Annotated in this window: 19 protein-coding genes; 11 read left to right on the top strand and 8 right to left on the bottom strand. The window is 58.4% G+C overall.

Annotated features, from left to right (window positions below):
- Positions 1 to 44 precede the first annotated feature (44 nt).
- The 4 genes from O9H32_RS24085 to O9H32_RS24070 are packed head-to-tail and all read left to right on the top strand — an operon-like array spanning position 45 to position 3684.
- A complete protein-coding gene (locus O9H32_RS24085; protein WP_269868665.1) occupies positions 45 to 851 on the top strand; it encodes a DeoR/GlpR family DNA-binding transcription regulator in 807 nt (268 codons plus the stop codon).
- Between the two features lie 3 nt (positions 852 to 854).
- A complete protein-coding gene (gene pfkB / locus O9H32_RS24080; protein WP_269868664.1) occupies positions 855 to 1796 on the top strand; it encodes a 1-phosphofructokinase in 942 nt (313 codons plus the stop codon).
- Positions 1797 to 1823: 27 nt separating this feature from the next.
- Entirely contained in the window at positions 1824 to 3209 is a 1386-nt protein-coding gene (locus O9H32_RS24075; protein ID WP_269868663.1) for a PTS fructose transporter subunit IIC, read from the top strand.
- Positions 3210 to 3234: 25 nt separating this feature from the next.
- The gene (locus O9H32_RS24070) at positions 3235 to 3684 is read left to right on the top strand and encodes a PTS sugar transporter subunit IIA (RefSeq protein WP_269868662.1); all 450 of its coding nucleotides are present in this window, start codon (positions 3235 to 3237) and stop codon (positions 3682 to 3684) included.
- A gap of 67 nt (positions 3685 to 3751) precedes the next feature.
- Here the strand turns inward: O9H32_RS24070 and O9H32_RS24065 are convergent, their stop codons facing one another.
- Complete coding sequence (locus O9H32_RS24065; protein ID WP_269868661.1) at positions 3752 to 4099, bottom strand: helix-turn-helix transcriptional regulator; 348 nt, start codon at positions 4097 to 4099, stop codon at positions 3752 to 3754.
- A gap of 29 nt (positions 4100 to 4128) precedes the next feature.
- Positions 4129 to 5805 carry a rhamnogalacturonan acetylesterase gene (locus O9H32_RS24060; protein WP_269868660.1) on the bottom strand — a complete coding sequence of 559 codons (1677 nt, stop codon included), beginning with the start codon at positions 5803 to 5805 and terminating at the stop codon, positions 4129 to 4131.
- 366 nt (positions 5806 to 6171) lie between these two features.
- On the opposite strand from O9H32_RS24060, the gene O9H32_RS24055 reads away from it, so the two are divergent.
- The gene (locus tag O9H32_RS24055; protein ID WP_269868659.1) at positions 6172 to 7548 is read left to right on the top strand and encodes an aldehyde dehydrogenase; all 1377 of its coding nucleotides are present in this window, start codon (positions 6172 to 6174) and stop codon (positions 7546 to 7548) included.
- Between the two features lie 249 nt (positions 7549 to 7797).
- On the opposite strand, the gene O9H32_RS24050 is transcribed toward O9H32_RS24055, so the two are convergent.
- A complete protein-coding gene (locus tag O9H32_RS24050; protein ID WP_269868658.1) occupies positions 7798 to 8463 on the bottom strand; it encodes a glycoside hydrolase family 73 protein in 666 nt (221 codons plus the stop codon).
- A gap of 512 nt (positions 8464 to 8975) precedes the next feature.
- Here O9H32_RS24050 and O9H32_RS24045 point away from each other — a divergent pair.
- On the top strand, positions 8976 to 10490 hold the full coding sequence (locus tag O9H32_RS24045) for an extracellular solute-binding protein (RefSeq protein WP_269868657.1): 1515 nt from the start codon (positions 8976 to 8978) through the stop codon (positions 10488 to 10490).
- A 247-nt stretch (positions 10491 to 10737) separates the two neighbouring features.
- Here the strand turns inward: O9H32_RS24045 and O9H32_RS24040 are convergent, their stop codons facing one another.
- Positions 10738 to 12384, bottom strand: a complete 1647-nt coding sequence (locus tag O9H32_RS24040; protein WP_269868656.1) for a hypothetical protein — start codon at positions 12382 to 12384, stop codon at positions 10738 to 10740.
- A 213-nt stretch (positions 12385 to 12597) separates the two neighbouring features.
- Here O9H32_RS24040 and O9H32_RS24035 point away from each other — a divergent pair, with 213 nt between their 5' ends.
- Positions 12598 to 12915, top strand: coding sequence for a hypothetical protein (locus tag O9H32_RS24035; protein WP_269868655.1), 318 nt, complete (start codon positions 12598 to 12600; stop codon positions 12913 to 12915).
- Positions 12916 to 13129: 214 nt separating this feature from the next.
- Here O9H32_RS24035 and O9H32_RS24030 read toward each other — a convergent pair whose 3' ends face one another.
- From O9H32_RS24030 to O9H32_RS24020, 3 genes are read right to left on the bottom strand one after another with little or no spacing between them, the layout of a single operon-like run.
- Complete coding sequence (locus O9H32_RS24030) at positions 13130 to 14116, bottom strand: sugar ABC transporter substrate-binding protein (RefSeq protein WP_269868654.1); 987 nt, start codon at positions 14114 to 14116, stop codon at positions 13130 to 13132.
- Positions 14100 to 15740 carry a response regulator gene (locus O9H32_RS24025; protein ID WP_269868653.1) on the bottom strand — a complete coding sequence of 547 codons (1641 nt, stop codon included), beginning with the start codon at positions 15738 to 15740 and terminating at the stop codon, positions 14100 to 14102. The genes O9H32_RS24030 and O9H32_RS24025 overlap by 17 nt, the downstream gene beginning before the upstream one ends.
- Before the next feature lie 8 nt (positions 15741 to 15748).
- Positions 15749 to 17545 (bottom strand): cache domain-containing sensor histidine kinase, encoded by a 1797-nt coding sequence (locus tag O9H32_RS24020; RefSeq protein WP_269868652.1) that lies wholly within the window; start codon positions 17543 to 17545, stop codon positions 15749 to 15751.
- A gap of 278 nt (positions 17546 to 17823) precedes the next feature.
- Between O9H32_RS24020 and O9H32_RS24015 the strand changes: the two genes are divergently transcribed.
- From O9H32_RS24015 to yjfF, 4 genes are all read left to right on the top strand, one after another.
- Positions 17824 to 18873 (top strand): ABC transporter substrate-binding protein, encoded by a 1050-nt coding sequence (locus tag O9H32_RS24015; RefSeq protein WP_269868651.1) that lies wholly within the window; start codon positions 17824 to 17826, stop codon positions 18871 to 18873.
- Positions 18874 to 19092: 219 nt separating this feature from the next.
- Positions 19093 to 20610 carry a sugar ABC transporter ATP-binding protein gene (locus O9H32_RS24010; protein WP_269868650.1) on the top strand — a complete coding sequence of 506 codons (1518 nt, stop codon included), beginning with the start codon at positions 19093 to 19095 and terminating at the stop codon, positions 20608 to 20610.
- A gap of 5 nt (positions 20611 to 20615) precedes the next feature.
- Entirely contained in the window at positions 20616 to 21632 is a 1017-nt protein-coding gene (locus tag O9H32_RS24005; RefSeq protein WP_269868649.1) for an ABC transporter permease, read from the top strand.
- On the top strand, positions 21629 to 22606 hold the full coding sequence (gene yjfF, locus O9H32_RS24000) for a galactofuranose ABC transporter, permease protein YjfF (RefSeq protein ID WP_269868648.1): 978 nt from the start codon (positions 21629 to 21631) through the stop codon (positions 22604 to 22606). The genes O9H32_RS24005 and yjfF overlap by 4 nt, the downstream gene beginning before the upstream one ends.
- Positions 22607 to 22836: 230 nt before the next feature.
- Here the strand turns inward: yjfF and O9H32_RS23995 are convergent, their stop codons facing one another.
- Positions 22837 to 23406, bottom strand: coding sequence for a DJ-1/PfpI family protein (locus O9H32_RS23995; RefSeq protein WP_269868647.1), 570 nt, complete (start codon positions 23404 to 23406; stop codon positions 22837 to 22839).
- Positions 23407 to 23443 lie beyond the last annotated feature (37 nt).

Genomic DNA, 23443 nt, shown 5'->3' with positions numbered 1-23443 from the left:
TGAGCAAAGTGTGATCATAGAATGGGAGCAAGCGTGCAGAAGAGGTGACAGAGTACATGTTCGGAGAAGAACGAAAGACGAAGATTATGGAGCGATTGGAACTCGAGGAACGGGTCGATGTCGTGGAGCTGAGCCAGAAGCTTGAAGTCTCGGAATCTACGGTACGCCGGGATCTCCGCGAGCTCGAAGAGGCCGGGCTGCTGAAGCGCACGCACGGGGGCGCGGTCTCGAACAAGATCGCCTTGAAGAACGGCGTGAATCTGGAGCCGAGCTTCCGCGAGAAGGAAGTACAGTACCAGCGGGAGAAACAGGCGATCGCGCGCAAAGCGGCGGAGCTGATCCGCGAAGGAGACACCGTGCTGCTCGACTCGGGGACGACCACCTTGTATTTGCTGCAGGAATTGAAAGCGTTTCGACAACTGACGGTTGTCACGAACGCGGTGATCTCCCCCCTGCATCTCGACCACCATCCCGGGATCGAGCTCATCTTCCTGGGGGGCACGTTCCGGCCCCAGACCCAGTCGATGGTCGGACTGTTCACGGAGCAGAGTCTGGATCTCATCCGGGTCGATAAGTGCTTCATCGCCACCAACGGCGTGAATCTGGAGCAGGGACTGACGACGCCGACGATGGCAGAAGCGGCGATCAAGCGCAAGATGATCTCCTGCGCGCAGGAAGTGGTGCTAGTCACGGATTCGTCGAAGTTCGGACGGTCGCATTTTGCCAAGTTCGCCGGGCTCGATCAGATCCATACGTGCATCACGGACGGGGGCATCCCCCAGAATGATATCCAAAGCCTGCAGGACCGTGGAATCACGGTAGTGACGGCAGATACGGATAGGACGGAGTAGGGAATGAACAAAGAGAGAGTATTGACGGTAACGCTCAATCCGTCGCTGGATAAGACGATCGTACTACCCGAGCTGCGGGTCGGTTCGTTGAACCGGACAGCGGGCATACGGCTGGATCCGGGAGGCAAGGGGATTAACGTAGCGCGGCTGCTGCACGAGTTCGGCACCGGGGTCACCGCTGCCGGCTGGTGCGGGGGAGCCGAAGGCGAAGAGCTGATGAGGTATCTGAAGCGGGACGGCATTCCGGCGAGCTTCACCTCTGCGGTGGGCGCGACGCGGACGAACCTGAAGATCGTGGACAGCTCGAAAGAGCTCACCACGGAGATTAACGAACCGGGACCCGAAGTAACGGAAGCGGAGCTGGCGGCGTTCATCCGGGAATTCAGAGTCCTGCTGCACGACGTCTCGTATCTTGTGCTTGGCGGAAGCATTCCACCGGGAGTTCCTCCCACGGTCTATGCCCTGCTTACTGCCATCGCCCACGAGCACGGAGTGAAGACGGTGCTGGATGCGGACGGCGAAGCCTTGAGCGAAGGACTGCAAGCGGTACCCTTCGCGGTAAAGCCGAACATCCATGAACTGGAGAGGCTGCTTGGCCGGACGCTGGCGTCGGAGTCGGAGATCGCCGGCGCCGCCCGGGAGCTGCTCGGCCGGGGCGTCTCGCTCGTCATCGTGTCGATGGGCGAATCGGGCTCCCTGGTCGTCGGAGCGGAGGAGGCTTACCGGGTGACCCCCTTCCCGATCACGGCGAAGAGTACGGTCGGCGCGGGGGACTCGATGGTCGCCTGCCTCGTGTACTGCCTGCTTCAAGGCAAGACGCTGAAGGAAATCGCAGCCTGGACGTCTGCGGCCGGTACGCTGACCGCATCGAAGGAAGGCACACAGCTGTGTACGCTGGCTGAGGTGCAGGAACAGGTACATCTCGTAGAAGTGCATCCCTTGTAAGGCTACAATGTGACTGGAGGAACAACCATGGAGAAGAAACTATTGGCCGTAACGGCTTGCCCTACCGGGATCGCCCATACCTATATGTCCGCGGAAGCGCTGGAGCAGGCGGCGGGGGCCAGAGGCATCCTGCTCAAGGTGGAGAAGCGCGGGGCGATGGGGATCGAAGACGGCTTGACGGATGAAGAAATCAGAGACGCCCACGCCGTCATCATTGCGGCAGACACGGATGTGCAGGAGGCGCGGTTCGCGGGCAAAGCGATCGTGAAGGTAGCGGTAGCCGAAGCGATCAAGAATCCGAACGGGCTGCTCGACCAGGCGCTCGCGAAGGAAGCGAAGCCGGCAGCGGCAGACGCGATCGCCCAGGTGGAGCAGGCCAAAGCCGAGCGGAGCAAGCAGCGCTCTGGGGTCTACAAGCACCTGATGACCGGTGTCTCGAATATGCTGCCGCTTGTGGTGGCCGGCGGTCTGATCATTGCGCTGTCGTTCGTGTTCGGCATCGAAGCGTTCAAGCAGGAGGGGACGCTGGCAGCGGCACTGATGAGTATCGGCAGCGGGGCGGCCTTCACCCTGATGGTGCCGATCCTCTCCGGCTTCATTGCCTTCTCGATTGCCGACCGGGTCGGCTTGGCGCCGGGTCTGGTCGGCGGCATGCTCGCTTCGCAGCTTGGCGCGGGCTTCCTCGGCGGCATCATCTCCGGCTTCCTGGCCGGTTATATCGCCCAGGGCCTGAAGCAGTACCTCAAGCTGCCGAAGAACTTCGAGGGCCTGAAGCCGATTCTGCTCATCCCGCTGCTCTCCACGCTGACCGTCGGTCTGCTCATGGTCTATGTCATCGGCAGCCCGCTTAAGGCGGTCATGGACGCTCTGACGGCTTGGCTGACGGGCATGGGCTCGACGAACGCCATTCTGCTCGGTCTGATTCTCGGCGCGATGATGGCCTTCGATATGGGAGGCCCGGTGAACAAATCGGCCTACACCTTCGCGATCGGGCTGCTCGGCAGCTCCGTCTACGCGCCAATGGCGGCGGTCATGGCCGCTGGTATGACCGCTCCGCTCGGGCTGTGGCTCGCGACGATGCTCGCGCCGAACAAGTACACGAAGGAAGAACGGGAAGCGGGCAAGGCGGCTTCCATCCTCGGGATCTCGTTCATCACCGAAGGTGCCATTCCGTTCGCTGCGGGCGACCCGCTGCGCGTCATTCCAAGCATTGTGGCCGGTTCGGCGGTCACCGGGGCGCTGTCGATGGCGCTGGGCGTTACGCTGAAGGCGCCGCATGGCGGAATCTTCGTCATGGCGATCCCGCACGCTGTCGAGCATGTGATGTTCTACGCACTGGCCATTGCGGCTGGCATGGTAGTCACCGCCGTAACCGTGAACCTGCTCAAATCCAATAAAACGACCACAGCCTAAGGGCTTCCTAAGGAGAGAATAGAAGATGAATATTGCAAGCATTCTGCGCACCGAAACGATTGACCTTGCTATGACGGCAGCTACCAAAGAAGAGGCCATTGCGAAAATGGCCGCCCTGGTCGGCGGTGCGGGATTCCTCAGCGACCAAGAACAGTACGTGAAGGATGTGCTTATCCGCGAGAGCAGCTCGTCGACCGGGATCGGCTTCGGCGTAGCGATTCCGCACGGCAAATCGGCCGGCGTGAAGTCGCCGCTGCTGGCCTTCGCCAAGTTCACGGAGCCGGTCGAATGGGCGTCGATGGACGGCAGCCCGGTGACGATGGCGTTCCTGATCGGCGTGCCGGTCGAGCAGGCCGGGCAGGAGCATCTCAAGATTCTGACGACGCTGGCGCGCAAGCTCATTCATGAGTCGTTCCGCCAGACACTCATGGAGGCATCTTCCGCGGAAGACGTGCTGCAGGCGCTGGATTTTTAATAGCTGTGTTCGGGAAGGTCTGCGGCCGGTGGCTGCAGGCCTTTTGCTTGTTTTACTGCAGACCGGCCTACTCCATCATGAGGCGTGTGCGGTATTGCTTGGGGGATTCGCCCCTTTGTTTTCTGAACATTTTGGAGAACAAAAGAGGATCCTCGTAGCCGACGGAGCGGGAAATGTCACCAATAGAAAGCTCCCTCTGCTTCATAAGCTCACACGCTTTCTGCATTCGGTAATGAACCAGATAAGACTGAATGCTGGAGTGGCTGTGATCCTTAAACAAGGAGCACAGATAGCTTCGGTTCAATCCAACAAATTCGGCTATGTCGGTAACCGATATGTGATTTATTAAGGAAAATCCCCTCCTTATGCAGCAGCTTGCACAAAGAAATGATGGTACACAAAAGGCGCCTCCCATGGAAGCGCCTAATGCGGACAGTCCGTCCTCTACTTGATAAATGCCGCCATGCCAAGCTTCAAATCCCGGATCCCCTCGGTGACGAGGCGGGCGATCTGCACGGCCCCCTCTTCCTTGAAATGCGTGTTGTCCTGCACGCCGTTCGGGAAGTTCGGATACTGGCCGGGTTCAAGCCACAGGAACAGCGCTTTGGTCTCCTCGATGCCCACGGTGTTGTAATATTCGATGCTGCGGGCATTGAGGTCGATCAACTGCACATGCTGCTCTTCGGCCACCTGCTTCATGGCCGCGTAATGATCAGGGAAGTCGTTCTTGAAGAGGCCGTTCTCGTCCCAGCTGCGGCGTCCGACCGGGGTGACGAGCACCGGTGTTGCACCGCGCTGCTTCGCACCGACGATGTACATGGTCAAGTATTCCTTGTACGTCGTATAAGGGGCGGCATAACGCTCGGGATTGGACGATGCGTCGTTGTGTCCGAACTGCACGAACAGGTAGTCGCCCGGCCGGATCTCGTTCAAGATAGAGTCGAGGCGCCCATCATTCACGAAGCTCCGGGAGCTGCGGCCGCCGATGGCCCGGTTGGCGAACAGGACGCCATCCGTGAAGTATTCGCCGATCTTCTGCCCCCAGCCGGCTTGGGGATAGAACCGGGAGTTATAGGTCTGTACGGTGGAATCGCCGGCCAGGTAAGCCGTAGGCTTGTCCCCCTGAACCCGGCTCGGCCGCTTCTTGACGACGAGAGAGTTCAGTCTCGGCACGGCGCCGAGAATTTCGATGCTGAGCTGCCCGTCGATCACGGCCACATTGAAGGTGGAAGTGCTGAACTCACCTGCCGCGGCAGCGAGAGCCTTGGCTCTGTAGATGCCTTCTGCTTTGACATCGACGAGATTGGGCTCGGTCTGGTCGCCTGAGATCAGGCTGACTTCATAATCCCCATTGGGCAGGTCGAGCAGGAAGGGAATACCGCTGGCGCCGAGGTAATCGCCCCGCAGCGCATCCGGCGCACCGCGGTCAGCGCCGTAGGTCACCTTCGTGACGTCCGAGAAGCCGTAGCCCTTGGCCGGGCTGTAAGCGGACTTATCCGTTACGGGCGTATACCCCCGCTCAACCGCGCCCGGGCCGAAGTCGAACTTGTACACACGGGAGATCTCCAGGGCATTGATCCGGGGTGCCGAACCGCCGAACTCCAGGTCGAGCTTGCGGTCATTCACTGCGGCTGTGAGGGTCATCTGGTCGAACTGCCCGGCGGCGGCCGTAAGGCTGGCCGTGACGGAGCCTTCCGCGGTAACGGTCGTGGACGAAGCCTCGGTGCTGTCGCCCGAGAGGATCGTCACCTGGTATTCGCCGTTCGGCACATCGGCGCGCAGCGGGGTCTTCGGCACGCAGAAGTCTCCGCGGAGCGCATCGGGCTCGCCTCTGTCGTGGCCGGTGACCTTCTTGGGATTCAGGAAGCCGTAGCCTCCTGAAGAAGACTTATACGACGTCGACGGCAGAAGCTTCGAGTAGCCTGGGGCGACCGGACCGGGGCCGCAGTCGAGCAGAAGCGCGGACCGGGCCGCGGAGGAACCGGAATGGCCGCTGCCTGCGGCTTCTGCCGCACTTGCGGTCGGCAGCCCGGTCTGCAGGCTGCCGGCTCCGAACGCCGCGCCGAGCAGGACGGCGGTGACAGTTTTGAATAATTTATGCTGTGCAATCATGGCGAACATAAGAAGGAGGCTCCTCTCAGAATGGGGGTGGGCGGTAAACATCAGCGCTTCATCTCTCATGATGTAAGCGCATGCAATAGCGGTGGGTTCGGCTCCCTCCTTTGCCATAAGAATGAGTATCAGGTTCATGCGGCTTATCCCTACGGAATCTACTGTAATGGAAATGACGGGAGAGGGGAGTATAAAAAACAGTGTTTTTTCGCCAAAAATCAGGGAATATGTGGAACATGTGGCGGGGAATTGTAAGTGGGGGGCTTCTATGTGGTGGTTCATGCCGCTTGCGGGGCATCGGAACAGGGGGAGGTTTGACGAGGGGAGCCCCCTCGGATAAGGTAAGGGAAGAAGAAGTGAAGTGAGGTGAGAGGGATGGAGAAGGATCGGATCGGATCCGTGATCGCACAGCAAAAGGAATATTTCAACCGGGGCGAAACCCGTCCCCTGCCTGTCCGGCTGGCGCAGCTTGAAGCGCTCCGGCAGGCGGTGAAACGGTATGAGCCGGATATCATCGCCGCGCTGAAGGCGGACCTCGGCAAGTCGGAGCTCGAGGCCTATTCCACGGAAGTCGGCTTCCTGCTCGAGGAGATCCGCTTCGTGAGCAAGCGGCTTAAGGGGTGGGCGAAGCCGAGGAAGGTCCGGACGGCCCTTACGCATATCGGTTCCCGGGGCGTGATTGTCCCGGACCCCTACGGCGCAGCCCTCATCATCGCGCCGTGGAACTATCCGTTCCAGCTGGCGCTCTCGCCGCTGGTCGGTGCGATTGCAGCCGGCAATACGGCCGTGCTCAAGCCCTCCGAGCTGACGCCGGCCGTATCGGCGCTGCTCGCCCGGCTCGTGGCGGAGACGTTCCCGCCGGGCTGCGTCGCCGTGATCGAGGGCGGCGTGGAGGAGACGACGGAGCTGCTGCGGCAGAAGTTCGATTATATCTTCTTCACGGGCAGCGTGCCGGTCGGTCGCATCGTGATGGAAGCCGCCGCGAAGCAGCTCATTCCCGTCACGCTGGAGCTCGGGGGCAAGAGCCCCTGCATTGTGCACCGCGATGCGAAGCTGGAGCTGGCGGCGAAGCGGATCGCGTTCGGCAAGTTCACCAACAGCGGACAAACCTGCATTGCGCCCGACTATCTGCTCGTGCACGAGGAGGTCAAGGACGAGTTCCTCCGCCATCTGCACGGCGCGGTGGAGCAGTTCTATGGCAAGGACCCGGTACACCATCCGGACTACGGCCGGATTGTCTCGAAGCGGCATTATGACCGGCTCACGGGATTTCTTGGCGACGGGCATACGGTATTCGGCGGCCAGGCTAATGAGGAGACACTGCGCATTGCGCCTACGGTGCTCGACGGGGTAAATCCGGAAGCGCCCGTGATGCAGGAGGAGATCTTCGGTCCCATCCTCCCCGTGCTGACCTATAGGGAGATCGGGGAGACGGTCGCGGCCGTGAATGCGAAGCCGAAGCCGCTCGCCTTGTATCTCTTCTCGGAGGATGCCGCCATCCAGCGGGAGGTCGTGGAGAAGATTGCGTTCGGCGGAGGCTGTATCAACGATACGCTGATGCACATTGCCACGCCTTATCTGCCTTTTGGCGGGGTAGGGGAGAGCGGGATAGGGAGCTATCACGGCGAGAGCAGCTTCCAGGCATTCTCCCACTACAAGAGCGTACTGAAGCAGACGACCTTGTTCGATATTGCTTTCCGGTACCCTTCGGCGAAGAACGGGCTGAAGCTCATGCGGAGGCTGATGAAGTAACGAACGCATGGAGCTTGTCCCATGCCCATACATCCGTGATACACGGCTTCGCCGTCCTTTAAGGACGACGCGCGTTATAAGAAATACAAAGGTTAGAGGATCGAGCTCTGGTGAGAGATAAATTCTAGTATTTCAAAAAGTCTGCCGGCCCGTACAGGCTTTGGCAGACTTTTTTGAACAGGTGAAACGTTGTTCCCGTATGTGCGTCCAATTCTTTTCGCTGTCTCTTCCGCTGAACATGCGCCCCCCTTACACCTTCACGCCGCTCTGCCGGGCCAGGATGACGGCATTCAGCCAAGTCAGCTCCGTCAAGGTGAGCTGTTTGTTGTAAGCTTTCTGCGGCCAGGTCGTATCGGTAATGACGCCCTGGTCGAGCAGTCCCTGCAGGGCATCCCCAAGCTGTTTCCACTGCCAGTCATGCTGCAATCTCATCGGTATCCATCCCCCTTCTTCCGCTGCCTGAACGTCCCACTCCTGCAGCCCATACTGCTCGATGATCTGAATCAGCTTGTTCGCATACTGCGGATCGGTCGCATAGCCCGCGCTCTGCAGCGCCCTTGCGGTTCCCTTGTAGTCCAGCGCCCGTGAGCGGGCAAAGACGCCTGCCCTGGTATAGGTGGGATTCTCCAGCAGGAACTCGCTGTGGTCGCGGATGCTCTCAGCCCAGCTCCCGTAGACACGGAAGCTGTCGACAATTTGTCTCCACTCGCCGTTGATATACTCGCTGGTCGTCTGATTGGCGCTGTTCGCCGATCCTTTGGCCTTGATGCCGAACAGGTTGTTGCCCGCGGCATACGCGCCGTATCCGCTCTCCAGAGCGGCTTGGGCGAGCGTGATCGAGGCCAGCACGCCATGTTCTATCTGCTCCGCGGCAGCTGCCGGGCCTAGCAGAGCGAAGAATTCCTGCGGCTTCATTCTCCTCACCCCCTTGGTTGTGCAATGAAGCTGCCTTACTCTATCAGGATATGCAGGGACCGTCCTATTGGAAACAGCGGGTATGCGCATGCTTCCTCGAGTCATGCATCCTCTTGCCAGAAGGCGAGGGAGGATCGGCCGGAGCGCAGGTGATTCCACCGATAATCATTAGGATGGTACCTGCTTGTAACGATGCGGGCTGGAGGGACGGTGTTCACTTCTTATCGCTGAAGCGGAGCGGACCGCAGAGCAGAAGGGCGATAGACCGTGGAGGATGTGTGTGCGAAACTCACGTTATCCGGGCCGCCAAGAATGCGGCTGCGTTATCATTATGGAATCCCGGGCACGATAACGCATAATCATTCCCTCAGGTCCGCTGCCGGAAGCGCGGCCTGCCGCGGGTATACGCCAAGATATAATCCAGGGATTATGGATGTAATTCTGCACAGCGTTTACTATAAGAGACAGACAGACCCGGAAGCTAACCGTGAATCAGAGAGGAAGAGAGAGATATGACAACACAGCGTTTCAAACAAATTAGCGTGATCTGTGCGCTTACGTTAGCAGCTTCGGTATTCGCAGGCTGCGCCAATAAAAAGGATGAGGGTGCCGCGGCAGGCAAGGGAGCCGCTGACACGGGACCGGTCAAGATCACCATGATGGCCAACCTGCAGACGCCGGAGGTTCCATCCGATAAGATCGAGAAAGTGCTCGAAGAAAAGACGAACTCCCAGCTCGAAATCTCTTGGATTCCGGATGGTTCCTACGATGAGAAGTTCCAGGCTTCCTTCGCAACAGGTACGCTGCCGCAGGTGGTCTATCTCAAGAACCAGGCTTCCTTCATTCTCATGAGAGATGCGATGAAGGACGGCCAATTCTGGGAGGTCGGCCCTTACCTCAAGGATTATCCGAATCTGAAGAGCCTAAACCAGGAGACGCTCAATAATACGGCGGTCGCAGGCAAAATCTACTCGCTGTACCAAGAGAAGCAGCCGGCCCGTACCGGGATTATTTACCGTAAGGACTGGGCGGACAAGCTGGGCCTCGCGGCACCGCAGACCGCAGATGACATCTATAATATGCTGAAGAAATTCAAGGAATCCGACGTGGCCGGCAAAGGGAACACCATTCCGCTTGCCGACCGCAGCGATCTTGTATACGGCGCTTTCAAGACGGTCTCCATGTACTTCGGCACACCGAACAACTGGGGTGTAGTGGACGGCAAGCTCACACCTGAATTCGATACCAAAGGTTACATGGATACGATGAAATTCTTCCAGAAGCTGCACAAGGAAGGTCTGATCAACCAGGACTTCCTTGTAACGAGCAAGACCGACCAGCAGAACCTCGTATATTCGGGCAAATCGGGGATGTACATCGGGACGATGGGCGACGTGAAAACGATGTATGACAAGACGATCAAGAACGTACCGGGTGCCCAGTTTGACGTAACCAACGAAATCAAAGGCATCGACGGCAAGAATGTCGCTTGGGGCCTGCCGGGCTACGGCACAGTTGTCGTGTTCCCAAAATCGTCCGTCAAAGACGAGAACGAGCTGAAGCGTATTCTCGGCGTCATGGACAAATTCTACTCGCCGGAAGTGGCAGACCTGCTCCGTTATGGTCTCAAGGATGAGCACTATACCCTGGTGGACGGCAAAGTGGTGCCTAAGCCGGATCCGAAGCTGATCGAGAAGGAAGTCAGGCCTTACCTGAATATCGGCTTCTACGAAACAACGAACATCACGCCTTCCCAATATGCGCTTCCGGCTCACGAGAAAGCGAACACGCTCTCGATTGCGGCGGAGAAGTTCATGGTACAGGACCCGACGGCGGCGCTGGATTCTCCGACGTATAACTCGACGGGCTCCAGACTGCAGGATATCATCAAGGACGCTACGTACCAGTTCATCCTGGGCAAAATCGACGAGGCCGGCTTCCAGACGGCAGTGGCCAAGTGGAAGAAAGATGGCGGCCAGAAGATTATTGACGAGTACAACGAGCAGTACAAGAACGGCGGCAAGTAAGGAACGAGCGGCAGAATGACTGAGAATTTATTCAGTCATCCAATTGGAATGATCCCATGATTCCTACGGGTGCACAGGGGCATCCCCACTGTTATACAGCTCATCTCCTGGGAAAGCGTCCGTCATTTCCATACCAAACAGCGGCAGACCATGACTTGACAACAAGTCATGGTCTGCCGCTGTTTTTTTTGTCCGGCCTAGAACTCTAACACCTAAGCTGCTTAGGTTGCGTCTCTTGGAGAACGCCTTACTTGTTCACCGTCAGATTCGTCACTTTACTTGCCGTCACCACCAGCTCTTCCGTGTCCACATACTGCACTTGCACCCGGTCACCCGGTTGAAGGAAGCCGGCGTAGGGATACTGCGATTCCAGGACCACGAACACCTTGTCGGAGTTCTCCATCATCCACTTGACCCTCAGATCCGCCCCTTCGGAGGCATGGAATACGCGGACTATGCTGCCTTGGATCTCCTTCTGCTGCGCCGCGTTGGTCGGATCGGTCTGGCCGGATCCGGAGGAGACGAGCAGGTTCTTGTAGGAACCGAAGGCCGTGCTCTTGATCTTGTGGTGGGCCAGAATCTGCGGATTCCGGGCGTTGACCAGCGCGAGCTCGCGGAGCAGGCCGTTGCCGTCGATCACCGGGACGAACCAGGTGTCCTCGCCATAGATGTTATACAGCGTGGGACTCGTTCCGACCCACTGGTCTTTGAGGAATGTTTTGTTGACGCTGTTAATGGCCGCATTGCCGTTCGCCAGCCCGCTGGAGGAGACGTTCTTGCCACCGTAGTAAGTGAATTTCCCGGTCCTCGCGTTGATGAGAGAGTAGCCCACAAGGGACTTCGAGGTTTCATCCAGCGTCGTATGGTCGGTGAACCACGACATGTTCCCATCCTGGTCGAAGACCGCGACGACCTCGTCTCCGTCTTCCCAGGTGGTCGGCATGTGGAGGTCTCTTTTGCCGATGAGGGAATTCAGGAACCCGTGCTTGTATTTGCCGAAGTAAGTGTTGTAGGCGTCAGCGATAGCCACGGGCACGACCTGGTCCACGAAGGCCGGCACCCGGTCCATCGGATACTGCTCCACGGCGCCGCTCTCGGGGTCCACGAGGAATACGCCGTCGACGAGGGAAACTTGGCGGAACTTCTCATAATGCCCATAGGGCACTACATAGACCGGCGCTCCGTTGTCCTTGGGTTCGAAGGAAGCCTCGTACAGCACGGCATAAGGATAGTTCGCCCGGATGTGCCTGTAAATATTGCCCGAGAAATACCCGCTGGGTACATATTTCATCTCGTATCCCGACAGCAGCTCGGCAGGCGCGTTCTCGTCCTCCGCCGAAATTTTGACGTAGGCGGTGACGGCTCCCGCATTAATAGATTTGAAAAATCCGTTGTACTCGATCGGCGCGACCCAGACGAGCTCGTCATCGATCTTCTGGATGCTGTAATCCCCCATCTGGTAGAAGCTGAAGTTAGGCACCTGCCCGAGCATCTTATCGCCCTTGTATTTGGCGTAGGCTTTGGGGACCGAGGGAATATGCTTGATATCGATCTGTTCCATCTTCGCGTCCTTGACTTCCGCCTGTGCCGCCGCGAATTTATCATCTGCCGTGCCAATAGGGTAGAGGAAAACCATGAACAGCCAAGCGGCCATCAGGAGAGCCCCCGCCGCGCGTTCCCAGCGGCCCAGCGCCTTGGATGCATTCCCGGCGGGAATGAGGCCGGAGAGCAGAAGCAGCAGACCGAGCCAGAAGCCGCCCGTCTTGAAATAAGCGCTGAACGTGTGGTCGAGAATCTGCCACCAGAGATACAGCCAGGTGAGCCCGGCCGCCACGGCGACTATGCTGAGCAGTCTCCGTAAGGGGTTCGTGAACAAACTGTACAGTAATTTCATTAAGGGCCTCCCATATGCAGGAATCGGTATTTGATCCATGTAAAGGGATATACGTTGCCCAGGGTTCTTTTGTTTCTAAAAAAACGATGCAGCATGACAGGAAGCGGGACGTATAACGGATAAAATAGGGTCGGCTGGGCATCATGAGGGGATAAACGGTCTGTCGTCCGGGAAGGACGGTACGATTCATGACAAGGAAAGAGGAGGTTCGTCATGCTGAATTTAAAGGAGCTGGAGGAGCTTCACGCGGATATTCAGTCGGTTCATGAGGTCGTACAGAGTTTGAAGGCCCGGGTAGACGGCAAGGAGATCGGCATCCGCATCTGCCGGAACGCCGGCGGGCGCTACTTTTACGAGCTCAGCCACACGTACCGTGGGGCGGATGCGGCCGATCCCGCAGCAGCGGTGGTCAACTCCTTCTTTTCGGCCGAAGAAGCGGCGAAGGGGGCTCTGCGCTCGGCAGTTCTCTATTACCGCAGTACGGATGAAGGCGGACGGTGGCACCGCAACGAGTCGTTCCTGCTGCAATAAACTCTGTCGGACGCACAGAAGGGGACAGCAGGGCTTCCGGCAGCTCCATGGAAGCCGTGGTGAGCATAGATCCGTTGCGATACAGCAAGGTACGGCCACCGTCGTGTTCAAGCGAAGCCTCCCGGAACCTCCTGGCAAGTCCAGGTTCAGCCGCCCAGCAATGCCATACCGAAAGGCCCAGCCCCATCCTGCGAAGAAAGGGGCTGGGCTGCGTTTATTTCCACCCTTCGGCGTCCTTCACGTTCTCCGGCGTGACGACCAGGGTACCGGTTTCCTCGAACTCGGGGATCTCGAGTCCCCGGCTTGCCTGCAGCAGGCGGGTGACGATCAGGCGTCCCCATGTATGCTCCTGGCGGGAGAGTGCGGCAGACATCTGCCCGTTCTTGATGCCCTCGATGATCTTCGGCATGAGGTCGAAGGTGACTGCCGTTTGGTGAAGGCCCATGGCCTTCCAGACGAGGATCGAGGCCGGCCCCGAGACCGAATCGAGACCGATGAAGGCGTCGAAGTGCGGATGAGCTTCGATCATCTCTTCGAGCTGCTGGACGGCCAGATCCTCGGAGCCTTCATTCGCCCGGGTCTCCAGCACCTGGATATCCGTGTGCGAATGCAGATAATCGATCAGGCCATGCAGCCGCTGCTGCTGGCTCAGCATGCTCTCCATCCCGACGCCGACGAAGACCATGCCGCGGCCCTTCAGCATCCGGTCGATGGCGGCGCCCATCCGCTGGCCGGCGAGCGTGTTGTCGCTGCCGATGAAAGCGAGCCGCTTGCTCAGCGGGGCGTCCGAATCGAAGCAGACGACGGGGATACCGGCCTCGACGGCTTTGTCGATATAAGGCGTCAGCGTCTCGGCATCGACGGGGTCGATCGCGATGCCGTCGACCTTCTGCTTGATCGTCATCTCGAGCATGCGGATTTGCTGCTCGAGGTGGGCTTCATCGGGCGCTTTGACGAGCAGCGTCACGCCGGCTTCCTTGGCTGCCGCTTCGGTACTCTCCGTGATCCATTCGAAGTAAGGATGGCTCATCGGGTAGATCACGGCGAACGTCTTGGGTCCGCCGGCCGGGACCTGCTGCTGCTCCTGCACGGCGGGCGGCGGTTCGCTGGCCCAGGGCCGCATGCCGCGGCAGGAGACGAGCACCAGCGTCATCGCCGCGGCCAGCGAGAGGACGAGACCGAGCTTACGGGAGAGCTGCATGCCGGCCTCCTTCCCCGGCTGGCGCCGCGGGAGCCTGATTCCTGCGGAATTCCTTGGTCGTCATGCCGGTCGACTTCTTGAACAGGTTGGAGAAATAATGGGAGTCCTGGTATCCGACCTGGTAAGCGATCTCATAGGACTTCGCATGGGTGCAGCGCAGCAGCTCCATGGCCTTGCCGATCCGAAGGCCGGTCAAATATTCGGTGATCGTCTGCCCGGTCTCGCTGCTGAAGACCGAGGAAATATAGCTCGGACTCATGCTCACATGCTCGGCGATATGCTGGAGCGACAGCTCGGAGAGGCTGTAGTTCGAATGCATGTAATCCTTCACCCTGCGGATCAGGCCGCTGTACTTGTCGGCATTGCCGTCGCGAACCTGCAGGAAGACGCCGATCAGATCCTCCAGATAGCGGTAAGCCTCCTCGGCCCGCTGGATGAGACCGACCTGGCTCTGCAGCGCTTGGAGCATGTCTTCGATACGTTCATGCTCCGGATAGCTTTCCCGGGCGAGCTGGGATACCGTGGCCGTCATATCGTGAAGCAGATAGTAATAATAGAAAGAACGGCTGCCGTCCCAGCCTGACAGGCAGCCGGCATAGTCCCGCACGAAGGAGGGAATCTCTGCAGGAGCCCCGAGCTTCAAGAAGCGGATGAACGGGCTGCGGTCCAAATAGCGCAGAGGCCCGCCTTCTTCGCTTCCTTCCGGCCCTCCCGCAGCGGCGCCCTGCAGGCTGCCGCCGGGTGGCAGCTGCCCCTTCTTGTTCTCCTCCGCCTCCTGGAAGGAGGCGTACAGTCCCTGCAGCCGGTCCCGGGTGCTCCCGAGCCCGAAACGCACATGGGCGGAGAACAAGGACCGCGCCTCTTCGGCCAGAGGTTTCAGCAGCTGCTCTTCCAGCGCCTGGAGCTGCTCGGCCCGGTCCCCTTTGAGGATCCACACCGTTTCTTTCTTGCTGCGCTTGAAAGAGAGATAAGCAGCCTGCTCCCCGAAGCGGCGGTGGAGGAGCTCTTCGAGCCTCCGGGAGGATTCCACGGCTTCGGCAGCATCCGCGGCGGGCTCCTCTTGTTCGCTGAGGACGACCGCATAGAACTTCGAGACGAGATCCAGCTGCAGCTTCGCCGCCGTCTGCATCGCCTCCGAGGTGGAGACGAGCCCGCTGCACAGGTCGCTGAGCAGCTTCTCCTTGCTGTGCCGGACCCCGTCGCTGACGCGCTGCTTCAGGCGTTCCATCTCCTGGCGCTCCCGCTCTTCGCAGTCGATCAGGGCGCTCACGTCCTGGAGCAGCTTGACGAGATCGGCGGCGGAGACGGGCTTCAGGCAGTATTCGGTCACCCCGGTGCGCAGCGCCTCGCGAGCATATTCGAACTCGTCATGCCCGCTCAGGATGATGATCTTCATGGATGGGAACCGCTCGCGAAGGATACGGCTGAGCTCCAGGCCGTCCATGAACGGCATTTTGATGTCAGTGATGACAATATCCGGCTTCGTCTCTTCGATCAGGGGCAGAGCCAGCTCGCCGTCCGGGGCGTCCCCGCTGTATTCGAAGCCTTCCTCGTTCCAGGCTATGCGGTCCCGGATGCCTTCACGGATCACGATTTCATCATCCACCAGAAATACTTTTCTCATCGGGTCGTTTACCTCCAAGCGGCGGGAATCCGCACCGAAATGCAGGATCCTGCGCCGTATTCGCTTTCGATGCTGAGACCGTAAGGGGCACCATAGTGCAGCCGGATGCGCTGGTGGACATTGAGCAGACCGAACCCGCCGGAGGCAGTGTCCGTAGATGTATCCTCTTCGGCCTGCCCCCGCGCGAGCTGATCCCGCAGCTCTTCGAGCCTCGCCTCGGGGATGCCTGCGCCGTTATCTGTGACCATGATCCGGATATCCCCGTCCTCTGTGAAACCGCCGGTGATCCGGATCCGTCCCCGTCCGCGCTTGTTCTTGATGCCGTGGTACAGGGCGTTCTCGACGAGAGGCTGAAGGGTCATTTTGACGATAGGATACGGATTCAGCTCCTCTGGCAGATCCACCTCATAATCGAGAATATCGCGGTAGCGCATCTGCTGGATCACGAGATAGTTCGCCACATGGTCGAGCTCGCTCTTGATGTGGATCTGGTCGCGCCCCTTGCTGAGCGTGATGCGGAAGAACTGCGAGAGCGCCTTCACCAGGGCGATCACCTCGTCGTGTTTGCGGGTCTCCGCCATCCACATGATCGACTCCAGCGTATTATAGAGAAAATGCGGGTTGATCTGCGCCTGGAGCGTCCGCAGCTCCGCCTTCTTGATCTGCTCCTGCTCCAGCAGGCTCCGCTCCAGCAGCTGTTTGATCTGGCCCAGCATAATATTGAAGGAACGTCCCAGGTCCGCGATCTCGTCGGTGCCGGTATTGCGCGCCTTCGCATCCAGGTTGCCCGAGGCCGCCTGGCGCATCTTATTCTTGAGATACTGGACGGGGCGGATGAGCCGGTTCGTCAGGAAGAAATACAGGGAGACGGTGAACAGGATATTGAACAGCAGGGAGTATAAGGTGAGGCTCTTGATCTCATCGGCATCCCGCATGATCTCCTTCAGGGGAGCGCGGCCAACGATGCTCCATCCGGTCATCTCGGAGCGGGTGTGCACGAAGAAGAGCGGATCGCCGGAGGAACGGTCTGTCCGGCTGCCCTTCGCGGTATCCGGCATATATGCCAGGGCCGCGGGATCGATGCCCTCCACCCGGGACGGCAGGAAGATCGGGTTGCCCTGTTCGTCCACGACATAGAAGAAGCCGGTCTCCCCAATCCGGGTCGTGTTGCAGAAATTCTCGACCGTCCGGTCATCCATATCGATCAGGATGAAGCCGATGATCTCATGGGTCACCCGCTGGGTCACCGCCTTGGCTATGGAGATGACCCGGCGCCCCTCATAATCGGAGCCGTCCATCCGGTCCTCAGGCCTGGCCGCCTGGGGAGGAATGATCAGGGTCTGCTCCGGATTGTTCAGCAGCGTCAGGAAGTGGGGATTCTTCAGCGGATCGATATCCATCTGGAAGACTCCCTTTTTCTCCGAGATGCCCTTGCCGTACGTATTGACCATCGAGATGTTGACGATCTGCTCCCCAAGCTTGTAGGTCTCCCGGTAGAGCTCGAAGGTATGCAGAATCTCTTTGGCGTCCCCATACGTCTCGCTCTGGGTGGTCAGGAAGCGGAGTACCGGCGGACTCTTGCGGATCTGCAGGAAGCTTGTCGTATCCTGGAACAGAATATCAATATCACGGCGCAGCCCTTCGGCAATCAAGGCATTCGCCGCGTTGCTGTGCTCGGATACGGTCTGGTATGACTTCATATAAGAGATGAGTCCTTCCCCGATCAGGGGGATCATGGTAAGCAGCACGAAGATGGTAAGCAGCTTGGCCCGCAGGCTGGAGGTAATGCGCTGGACAAGGATCATGGGGGCAACCTTCTTCATTTTAAATGTATACGGTTTCAACTCAGTGTATCTCCATCATACCAAATATGAGGGGGGTTCACCATGTCGCGGAGCGGCCTCCCAAAAAATTTATACAAACACCTTAAGGAATTCCAATAAAAGGGGGACCGCAGCGGCAGATCCTCAAAATATTGAAAGAAACGCGAGAGAGAATCCATTCCTTGGCGGAAGAAAGCGTTTTATAATAAGCCTACACCACAAAGAACTGGTGACTGCAGACAAGGGGAGAGGATTAATCCATGAAACATTTCGCCAAAACGGGCGCCGTCCTGATGATGTCGGCGGTCCTGATGCTTACAGCAGCCTGCGGAGGCGGCGGTGCCAAGCCGGCAGCCGGGGACGCGAAGGGCGGGGCGGCAGCAGAGACGAATACGTCCACCGCCCAGAAGGACGGGGATAAGAAGCTCACGATGGGCTTCGCCCAGGTCGGTGCGGAGAGCGGCTGGAGAACGGCCAACACCAAGTCCATCCAGGAATCCGCGAAGGAAGCCGGTGTCGAGCTGAAATTCTCCGATGCGCAGCAGAAGCAGGAGAACCAGATCAAGGCGATCCGGTCCTACATCGCACAGAAGGTGGATGTTATCGCCTTCTCGCCAGTCGTGGAATCCGGCTGGGAGACCGTATTGAAGGAAGCGAAGGACGCGGGCATCCCGGTCATCCTGACCGACCGTGCCGTAGACGTTAAGGACACTTCGCTCTACGTCTCGTTCATCGGTTCGGACTTCGTGGAAGAGGGCCGCAAGGCGGGCAAGTGGCTCGTGGACAAGGCGAAGGATGCCAAGGAGCCGATGAACATCGTCGAGCTGCAGGGTACGACGGGCTCCGCACCGGCGATCGACCGCAAGAAGGGCTTCGAGGAAGTCATCAAGGAGAACGCCAACCTCAAGATCGTCAAGTCCCAGACCGGCGACTTCACCCGTACGAAGGGCAAAGAAGTCATGGAGGCGTTCCTGAAGTCCTCCAAGTCCGAGAACAAGCCGATCCACGTGGTCTATGCCCATAACGACGATATGGCGCTCGGTGCGGTCCAGGCGATCGAAGAGTTCGGCCTGAAGCCGGGCAAGGACATCCTGGTTATCTCCGTCGACGGCATCAAGGACGCATTCGTGGCCATGAAGGACGGCAAAATCAACGTGGTCGTCGAGTGCAACCCGCTCCTCGGGCCTCAGCTGATGCAGGCGGCCAAAGATGTGGCAGCCGGCAAATCGCTGCCGAAGCGGATCGTCACGAAGGAAGGCGTTTTCCCGCAAGAGACCGCGGAGAAAGAGCTGCCGAACCGCAAATACTAAGAGTTTGGTGTGGTACAGCGGCCTCGCGGAAAGCCATACTGCTGGGCCATGCTGCAGAACAATGACCAAGAATAGGCCTGGCGCCAGGGAAAGCCGCTTGCTTCGGTGACAAGTTCCGTGCCGCGGCAAGCGGCTTTTCCCTATAGGACGACGCAGGTTATACAGAGAGACGAATGGAGGTCCGGCGAGCCGGACCGGAGAGGAAGGGAGAGAAGCCATATGATACCCGCATCCACACCTGCACTCGAAATGAAAGATATCGTCAAGAATTTCCCGGGCGTCAAGGCGCTCTCGGGAGCCCGGCTGCGGCTGTTCCCCGGCGAGGTGCATGCCCTTATGGGAGAGAACGGCGCCGGCAAATCGACCCTGATCAAAGTACTGACTGGCGTCTACCCGATCGACGGGGGAAGCGTGAGCCTGGAAGGACAGGCGATCACCGTAGGCGGTCCGCTCGAAGCGCAGCGCCTCGGGATCTCTACCGTTTATCAGGAGGTGAATCTGTGCCCGAACCTGTCGGTGGCGGAGAATATCCTCATCGGCCGGGAGCCGAAGCGCTGGGGGAGGATCGATTGGAAGGAAACGAACCGGCGCGCGGCCGGGCTCATGGACCGGCTGAATGTGAAGATCGATGTGACGAAGCCGCTGAATGCTTATTCCGTGGCGGTGCAGCAGATGGTGGCAATCGCCCGTTCCCTGCTCATCGACGCCAAAGTATTGATCCTGGACGAACCGACATCTTCGCTCGATGCGAACGAAGTCAAAGAATTGTTCCAGGTCATGCGCAAGCTGAAGTCTGAGGGGCTGGCCATCCTGTTCGTCACCCACTTCCTTGACCAGGTCTACGAGATTACCGACCGGATCACGATTCTGCGGGGCGGGGAGTTCGTCGGGGAATACCTCACGAAGGATTTGCCCCGGATCGAGCTCGTCGCGAAGATGATCGGCAAGGATCTGGAGGCATTGGAGACGATGCCGAAGACGGAAGGGGTAGGAGCGAAGCGGCAGGGGGAACGCAAGACGCTGCTGCACGCGGCCGGTACGGGCCGCAAGGGATCGATCCAGCCGTTCGATCTGGAGGTCAAGGAAGGCGAAGTCGTATCGCTGGCCGGACTGCTCGGTTCGGGACGCTCGGAGGCGGCCCGCCTCCTGTTCGGAGCCGACAAGCCTGACCACGGGGAGATCCGTATCGCGGAGAAGCGGGTGCCAATGTCCTCGCCGAGACAGGCGATCGACAGCGGAGTGGCCTTCTGCTCCGAGAACCGCAAGACGGAGGGGATCATTCCGGACCTCACAGTCCGCGAGAATATCGTACTCGCCCTTCAGGCTTCGATGGGTGCCTTCCGGTACATCTCCCGCAAGAGGCAAGATGAGATCGCTGAAGAGTATATCCGCAAGCTCAATATCAATCCGCCGCATCCCGAGCACCTGGTGAAGAATCTCAGCGGCGGCAACCAGCAGAAGGTCCTGCTCGCCCGCTGGCTGCTGACCCAGCCGAAGCTGCTCATTCTCGATGAGCCTACGCGGGGGATCGACATCGGCGCCAAGGCCGAGATCCAGAAGCTGATCCTCTCGCTCTGCGAGAAAGGGATGTCGATCGTCTTCATCTCCTCCGAGCTCGAGGAAGTGCTGAGGGTCAGCCATAAGATCGCCGTTCTGCGCGACCGCGTGAAGGTGGCGGAGATCATCAACGAGGATATTAGTCAGCAGCATATCATGCAGGCCATTGCGGGGGGGTAACACGAATGAAACGACTAACTTGGCCGCTCGTTACGCTGGCCTTGCTCTTGCTTATCAATGTAATCCATAAGCCCGATTTCTTCTCGATCTCGATGGTCGACGGGCATCTGTTCGGCAGTCTGATCGACATTCTCAACCGTGCCGCTCCGCTCATTCTGGTGGCTATCGGGATGACGCTTGTCATCGCCACCAAAGGCATCGATCTGTCGGTCGGTTCCGTCATCGCCATCTCCGGCGCGCTGGCCTGCCTGATGATCTCCAAGGGAGAGGACGCCTCCGCCATGAGCGCCGTCCTGATCGCGGTGGGGGCCGCCTTGCTCGTATCCGTCGCATCAGGCCTCTGGAACGGGCTGCTCGTCGGCGGGATCGGTATCCAGCCGATCGTTGCGACCCTCATCCTGATGGTAGCCGGCCGGGGGATCGCCCAGCTTGTGACAGATGGACAGATCATTACGATCTCGTCCAAACCGTATTCCTTCATCGGGGCAGGGTACCTGGCAGGCCTTCCTTTCTCGATCTTCATCGCTGCCTTCGTCCTGCTGGTATCCGTCTTGCTCACCCGGCGTACGGCGCTCGGCCTGTTCATCGAATCGGTCGGCTGCAATCCCGAGGCGAGCCGTCTGGCGGGGATCCGGGCCACCTTCGTCGTCTTCCTCGTGTACATGTTCTGCGGACTCTGCGCAGGGATCGCCGGATTGATCCTCAGCTCCAACGTCTCGAGCGCCGACGGCAACAACGCGGGCCTCTGGTATGAGCTCGATGCGATCCTGGCGGTCGTCATCGGCGGCACGTCGCTGAACGGCGGCCGGTTCTATCTGGCAGGCACCGTTCTCGGGGCGCTGATCATCCAGACGCTTACCACGACGATCTACTCGCTCGGCGTCCCGCCCGAGATCACACTAGTGGTCAAAGCCGTCGTCGTCCTGCTGGTGTGCCTCGTCGGCTCCGAGCAGTTCCGCAAAAAATGGAAGAAGGACAAGGCCGCAGGCAAAGTGTCTTCGAAGAAGGAGGTAGCGGCATGAATCGCAAGCTTAGAATCGGGGGCCAATTCGTTCCGGCTCTCGTCACCATGGGGTTGTTCTGCCTGATGTTCCTGGCGGCTTCGGCCAAATATACCGGCTTCTTCTCGGCGCAGGTGTTCCTGAATCTGCTCATCGACAACGCCTTCCTTATCATCACGGCCGTCGGCATGACCTTCGTGATCATCTCCGGGGGCATCGACCTCTCGGTCGGTTCCGTAATCGCGCTGACAACCATGATCTCTGCCAGCCTCGTCGAGCATCACGGATGGTCCCCGTTCGTGGTCATTCCCCTGGTACTCGTAATCGGGTCCTTGTTCGGATGGGCGATGGGTTACATCATCCACGAATACCAGATCCAGCCGTTCATCGTTACCCTGGCCGGCATGTTCCTGGCCCGCGGTCTGTGCTACGTGATCTCGATCGAGACGATCACGATTACCAACGAGACGTACACCGCTATCTCGCAGGCCAAAGTCCCGCTGCCGGGCGGCAACTATGTATCGGTCTCGGTGGTTCTTGCCCTGCTGGTTGTGGGTCTGGCCATCTATCTCGCGCATTACACCAAGTTCGGCCGCAATACCTATGCGATCGGCGGCAGCGAGTCCTCCGCCCTCCTGATGGGCTTGCCTGTCGGCCGCACCAAAATTCTCGTCTACACGTTCAGCGGCTTCTGCTCCGCGATGGCCGGTGTCGTGTTCACGTTCTACATGCTGTCGGGCTACGGACTGCATGCCGTGGGCCTGGAGCTCGATACGATCGCTGCCGTCGTGATCGGCGGCACGCTTCTGACCGGCGGGGTCGGGTACATCGCCGGTACCTTGTTCGGCGTGCTGATCCAGGGCGTCATCCAGACCATTATCATGTTCGAAGGCACGCTGAGCTCCTGGTGGACGAAGATCGCGATTGGCGTCCTCCTGTTCCTCTTCATTCTGCTCCAGCGGGTGCTCGTCTCCCGGAAGGCTAAGGCAGCTTAGAGCAAGTCCGGCAAGCCTCGTATGCAAGAATGTGATCACCATGTTTCAGGGCAGCTTCCTGTGGGGGGCTGTCCTTTTGGCTATATAAGAGAAAAAGGCAAAGCGGAGGCGGTTTTCTGGCACCAAAGCGAAAAAAGACTAAACCGAAACACATGTCTCACTCACCGGTATTTAATTATTTTAAGAATCCGAGCGGCCCCACCCATGTTTTTTATCGATGATTTTAAAGGTCATCTGTTCAAAATATCGTTATACAACTGTTCTTGCTCATCAATGTTTTGGTAGATCCCTAAATATGCAAATATTTCAAAAGAGAAATCTATAAAAGCCCTTCCTTTGGCTGTAATTACATGCCCATCTGTTATAACACGACAATTAATAAAGGTTTGGCGTGGAAATGGATCTTCAACACCAAGTATCCTGATTCTATCTAAGGAACAAGATGTGGTGAACTTTCTGTTATTTAATATTCCAGATCTGCCCAGATACTGGGGACCGTTGCAAATAGCAGCTAACATTTTTTGCTCGCGGTCGAGTTTAACTAAAAGCTGTGTTAACAAATCCGATTGTGTATTTATAGGCCCTCCAGGGAGGATTAAACCTTCAATATCATCCAGTTGTAATGCTTCTTTCACTGATAAATTTGGTTTATAGATTAATCCTGATTCACTCTTTACCTGTTCAATTCTATTTCCAACCGTAACTACTTCCCTTTTTCCTATATTTTTAATTTTATGTAATACTAGAGTTATTTCGAAATCAGCAAAGTTTTCTGAGATAAAGCAAATAACTTTTTTCAAATATAATTCCCTCCTCAATTTTGTGCAGGCTAAAATG

This window comes from Paenibacillus caseinilyticus (genome assembly GCF_027533645.1).
Taxonomy (GTDB): Bacteria; Bacillota; Bacilli; order Paenibacillales; family NBRC-103111; genus Paenibacillus_G; species Paenibacillus_G caseinilyticus.
Note: the sequence above shows the minus strand (reverse complement) of the source record. Positions and strands in the feature narration are given on the sequence as shown.

What these genes read in the sequence shown, in the direction of transcription:
- O9H32_RS24030 (WP_269868654.1), bottom strand. Translation starts at nt 14,116, where the DNA reads ATGCAGCTCTCCCGTAAGCTCGGTCTCGTCCTCTCGCTGGCCGCGGCG.
- O9H32_RS24025 (WP_269868653.1), bottom strand. Translation starts at nt 15,740, where the DNA reads ATGAGAAAAGTATTTCTGGTGGATGATGAAATCGTGATCCGTGAAGGC.
- O9H32_RS24020 (WP_269868652.1), bottom strand. Translation starts at nt 17,545, where the DNA reads ATGATCCTTGTCCAGCGCATTACCTCCAGCCTGCGGGCCAAGCTGCTT.
- O9H32_RS24015 (WP_269868651.1), top strand. Translation starts at nt 17,824, where the DNA reads ATGAAACATTTCGCCAAAACGGGCGCCGTCCTGATGATGTCGGCGGTC.
- pfkB (WP_269868664.1), top strand. Translation starts at nt 855, where the DNA reads ATGAACAAAGAGAGAGTATTGACGGTAACGCTCAATCCGTCGCTGGAT.
- O9H32_RS24045 (WP_269868657.1), top strand. Translation starts at nt 8,976, where the DNA reads ATGACAACACAGCGTTTCAAACAAATTAGCGTGATCTGTGCGCTTACG.
- O9H32_RS24075 (WP_269868663.1), top strand. Translation starts at nt 1,824, where the DNA reads ATGGAGAAGAAACTATTGGCCGTAACGGCTTGCCCTACCGGGATCGCC.
- O9H32_RS24065 (WP_269868661.1), bottom strand. Translation starts at nt 4,099, where the DNA reads ATGGGAGGCGCCTTTTGTGTACCATCATTTCTTTGTGCAAGCTGCTGC.
- O9H32_RS24040 (WP_269868656.1), bottom strand. Translation starts at nt 12,384, where the DNA reads ATGAAATTACTGTACAGTTTGTTCACGAACCCCTTACGGAGACTGCTC.
- O9H32_RS24005 (WP_269868649.1), top strand. Translation starts at nt 20,616, where the DNA reads ATGAAACGACTAACTTGGCCGCTCGTTACGCTGGCCTTGCTCTTGCTT.
- O9H32_RS24060 (WP_269868660.1), bottom strand. Translation starts at nt 5,805, where the DNA reads ATGTTCGCCATGATTGCACAGCATAAATTATTCAAAACTGTCACCGCC.
- O9H32_RS24050 (WP_269868658.1), bottom strand. Translation starts at nt 8,463, where the DNA reads ATGAAGCCGCAGGAATTCTTCGCTCTGCTAGGCCCGGCAGCTGCCGCG.
- O9H32_RS24010 (WP_269868650.1), top strand. Translation starts at nt 19,093, where the DNA reads ATGATACCCGCATCCACACCTGCACTCGAAATGAAAGATATCGTCAAG.
- O9H32_RS24070 (WP_269868662.1), top strand. Translation starts at nt 3,235, where the DNA reads ATGAATATTGCAAGCATTCTGCGCACCGAAACGATTGACCTTGCTATG.
- O9H32_RS24055 (WP_269868659.1), top strand. Translation starts at nt 6,172, where the DNA reads ATGGAGAAGGATCGGATCGGATCCGTGATCGCACAGCAAAAGGAATAT.
- O9H32_RS24035 (WP_269868655.1), top strand. Translation starts at nt 12,598, where the DNA reads ATGCTGAATTTAAAGGAGCTGGAGGAGCTTCACGCGGATATTCAGTCG.
- yjfF (WP_269868648.1), top strand. Translation starts at nt 21,629, where the DNA reads ATGAATCGCAAGCTTAGAATCGGGGGCCAATTCGTTCCGGCTCTCGTC.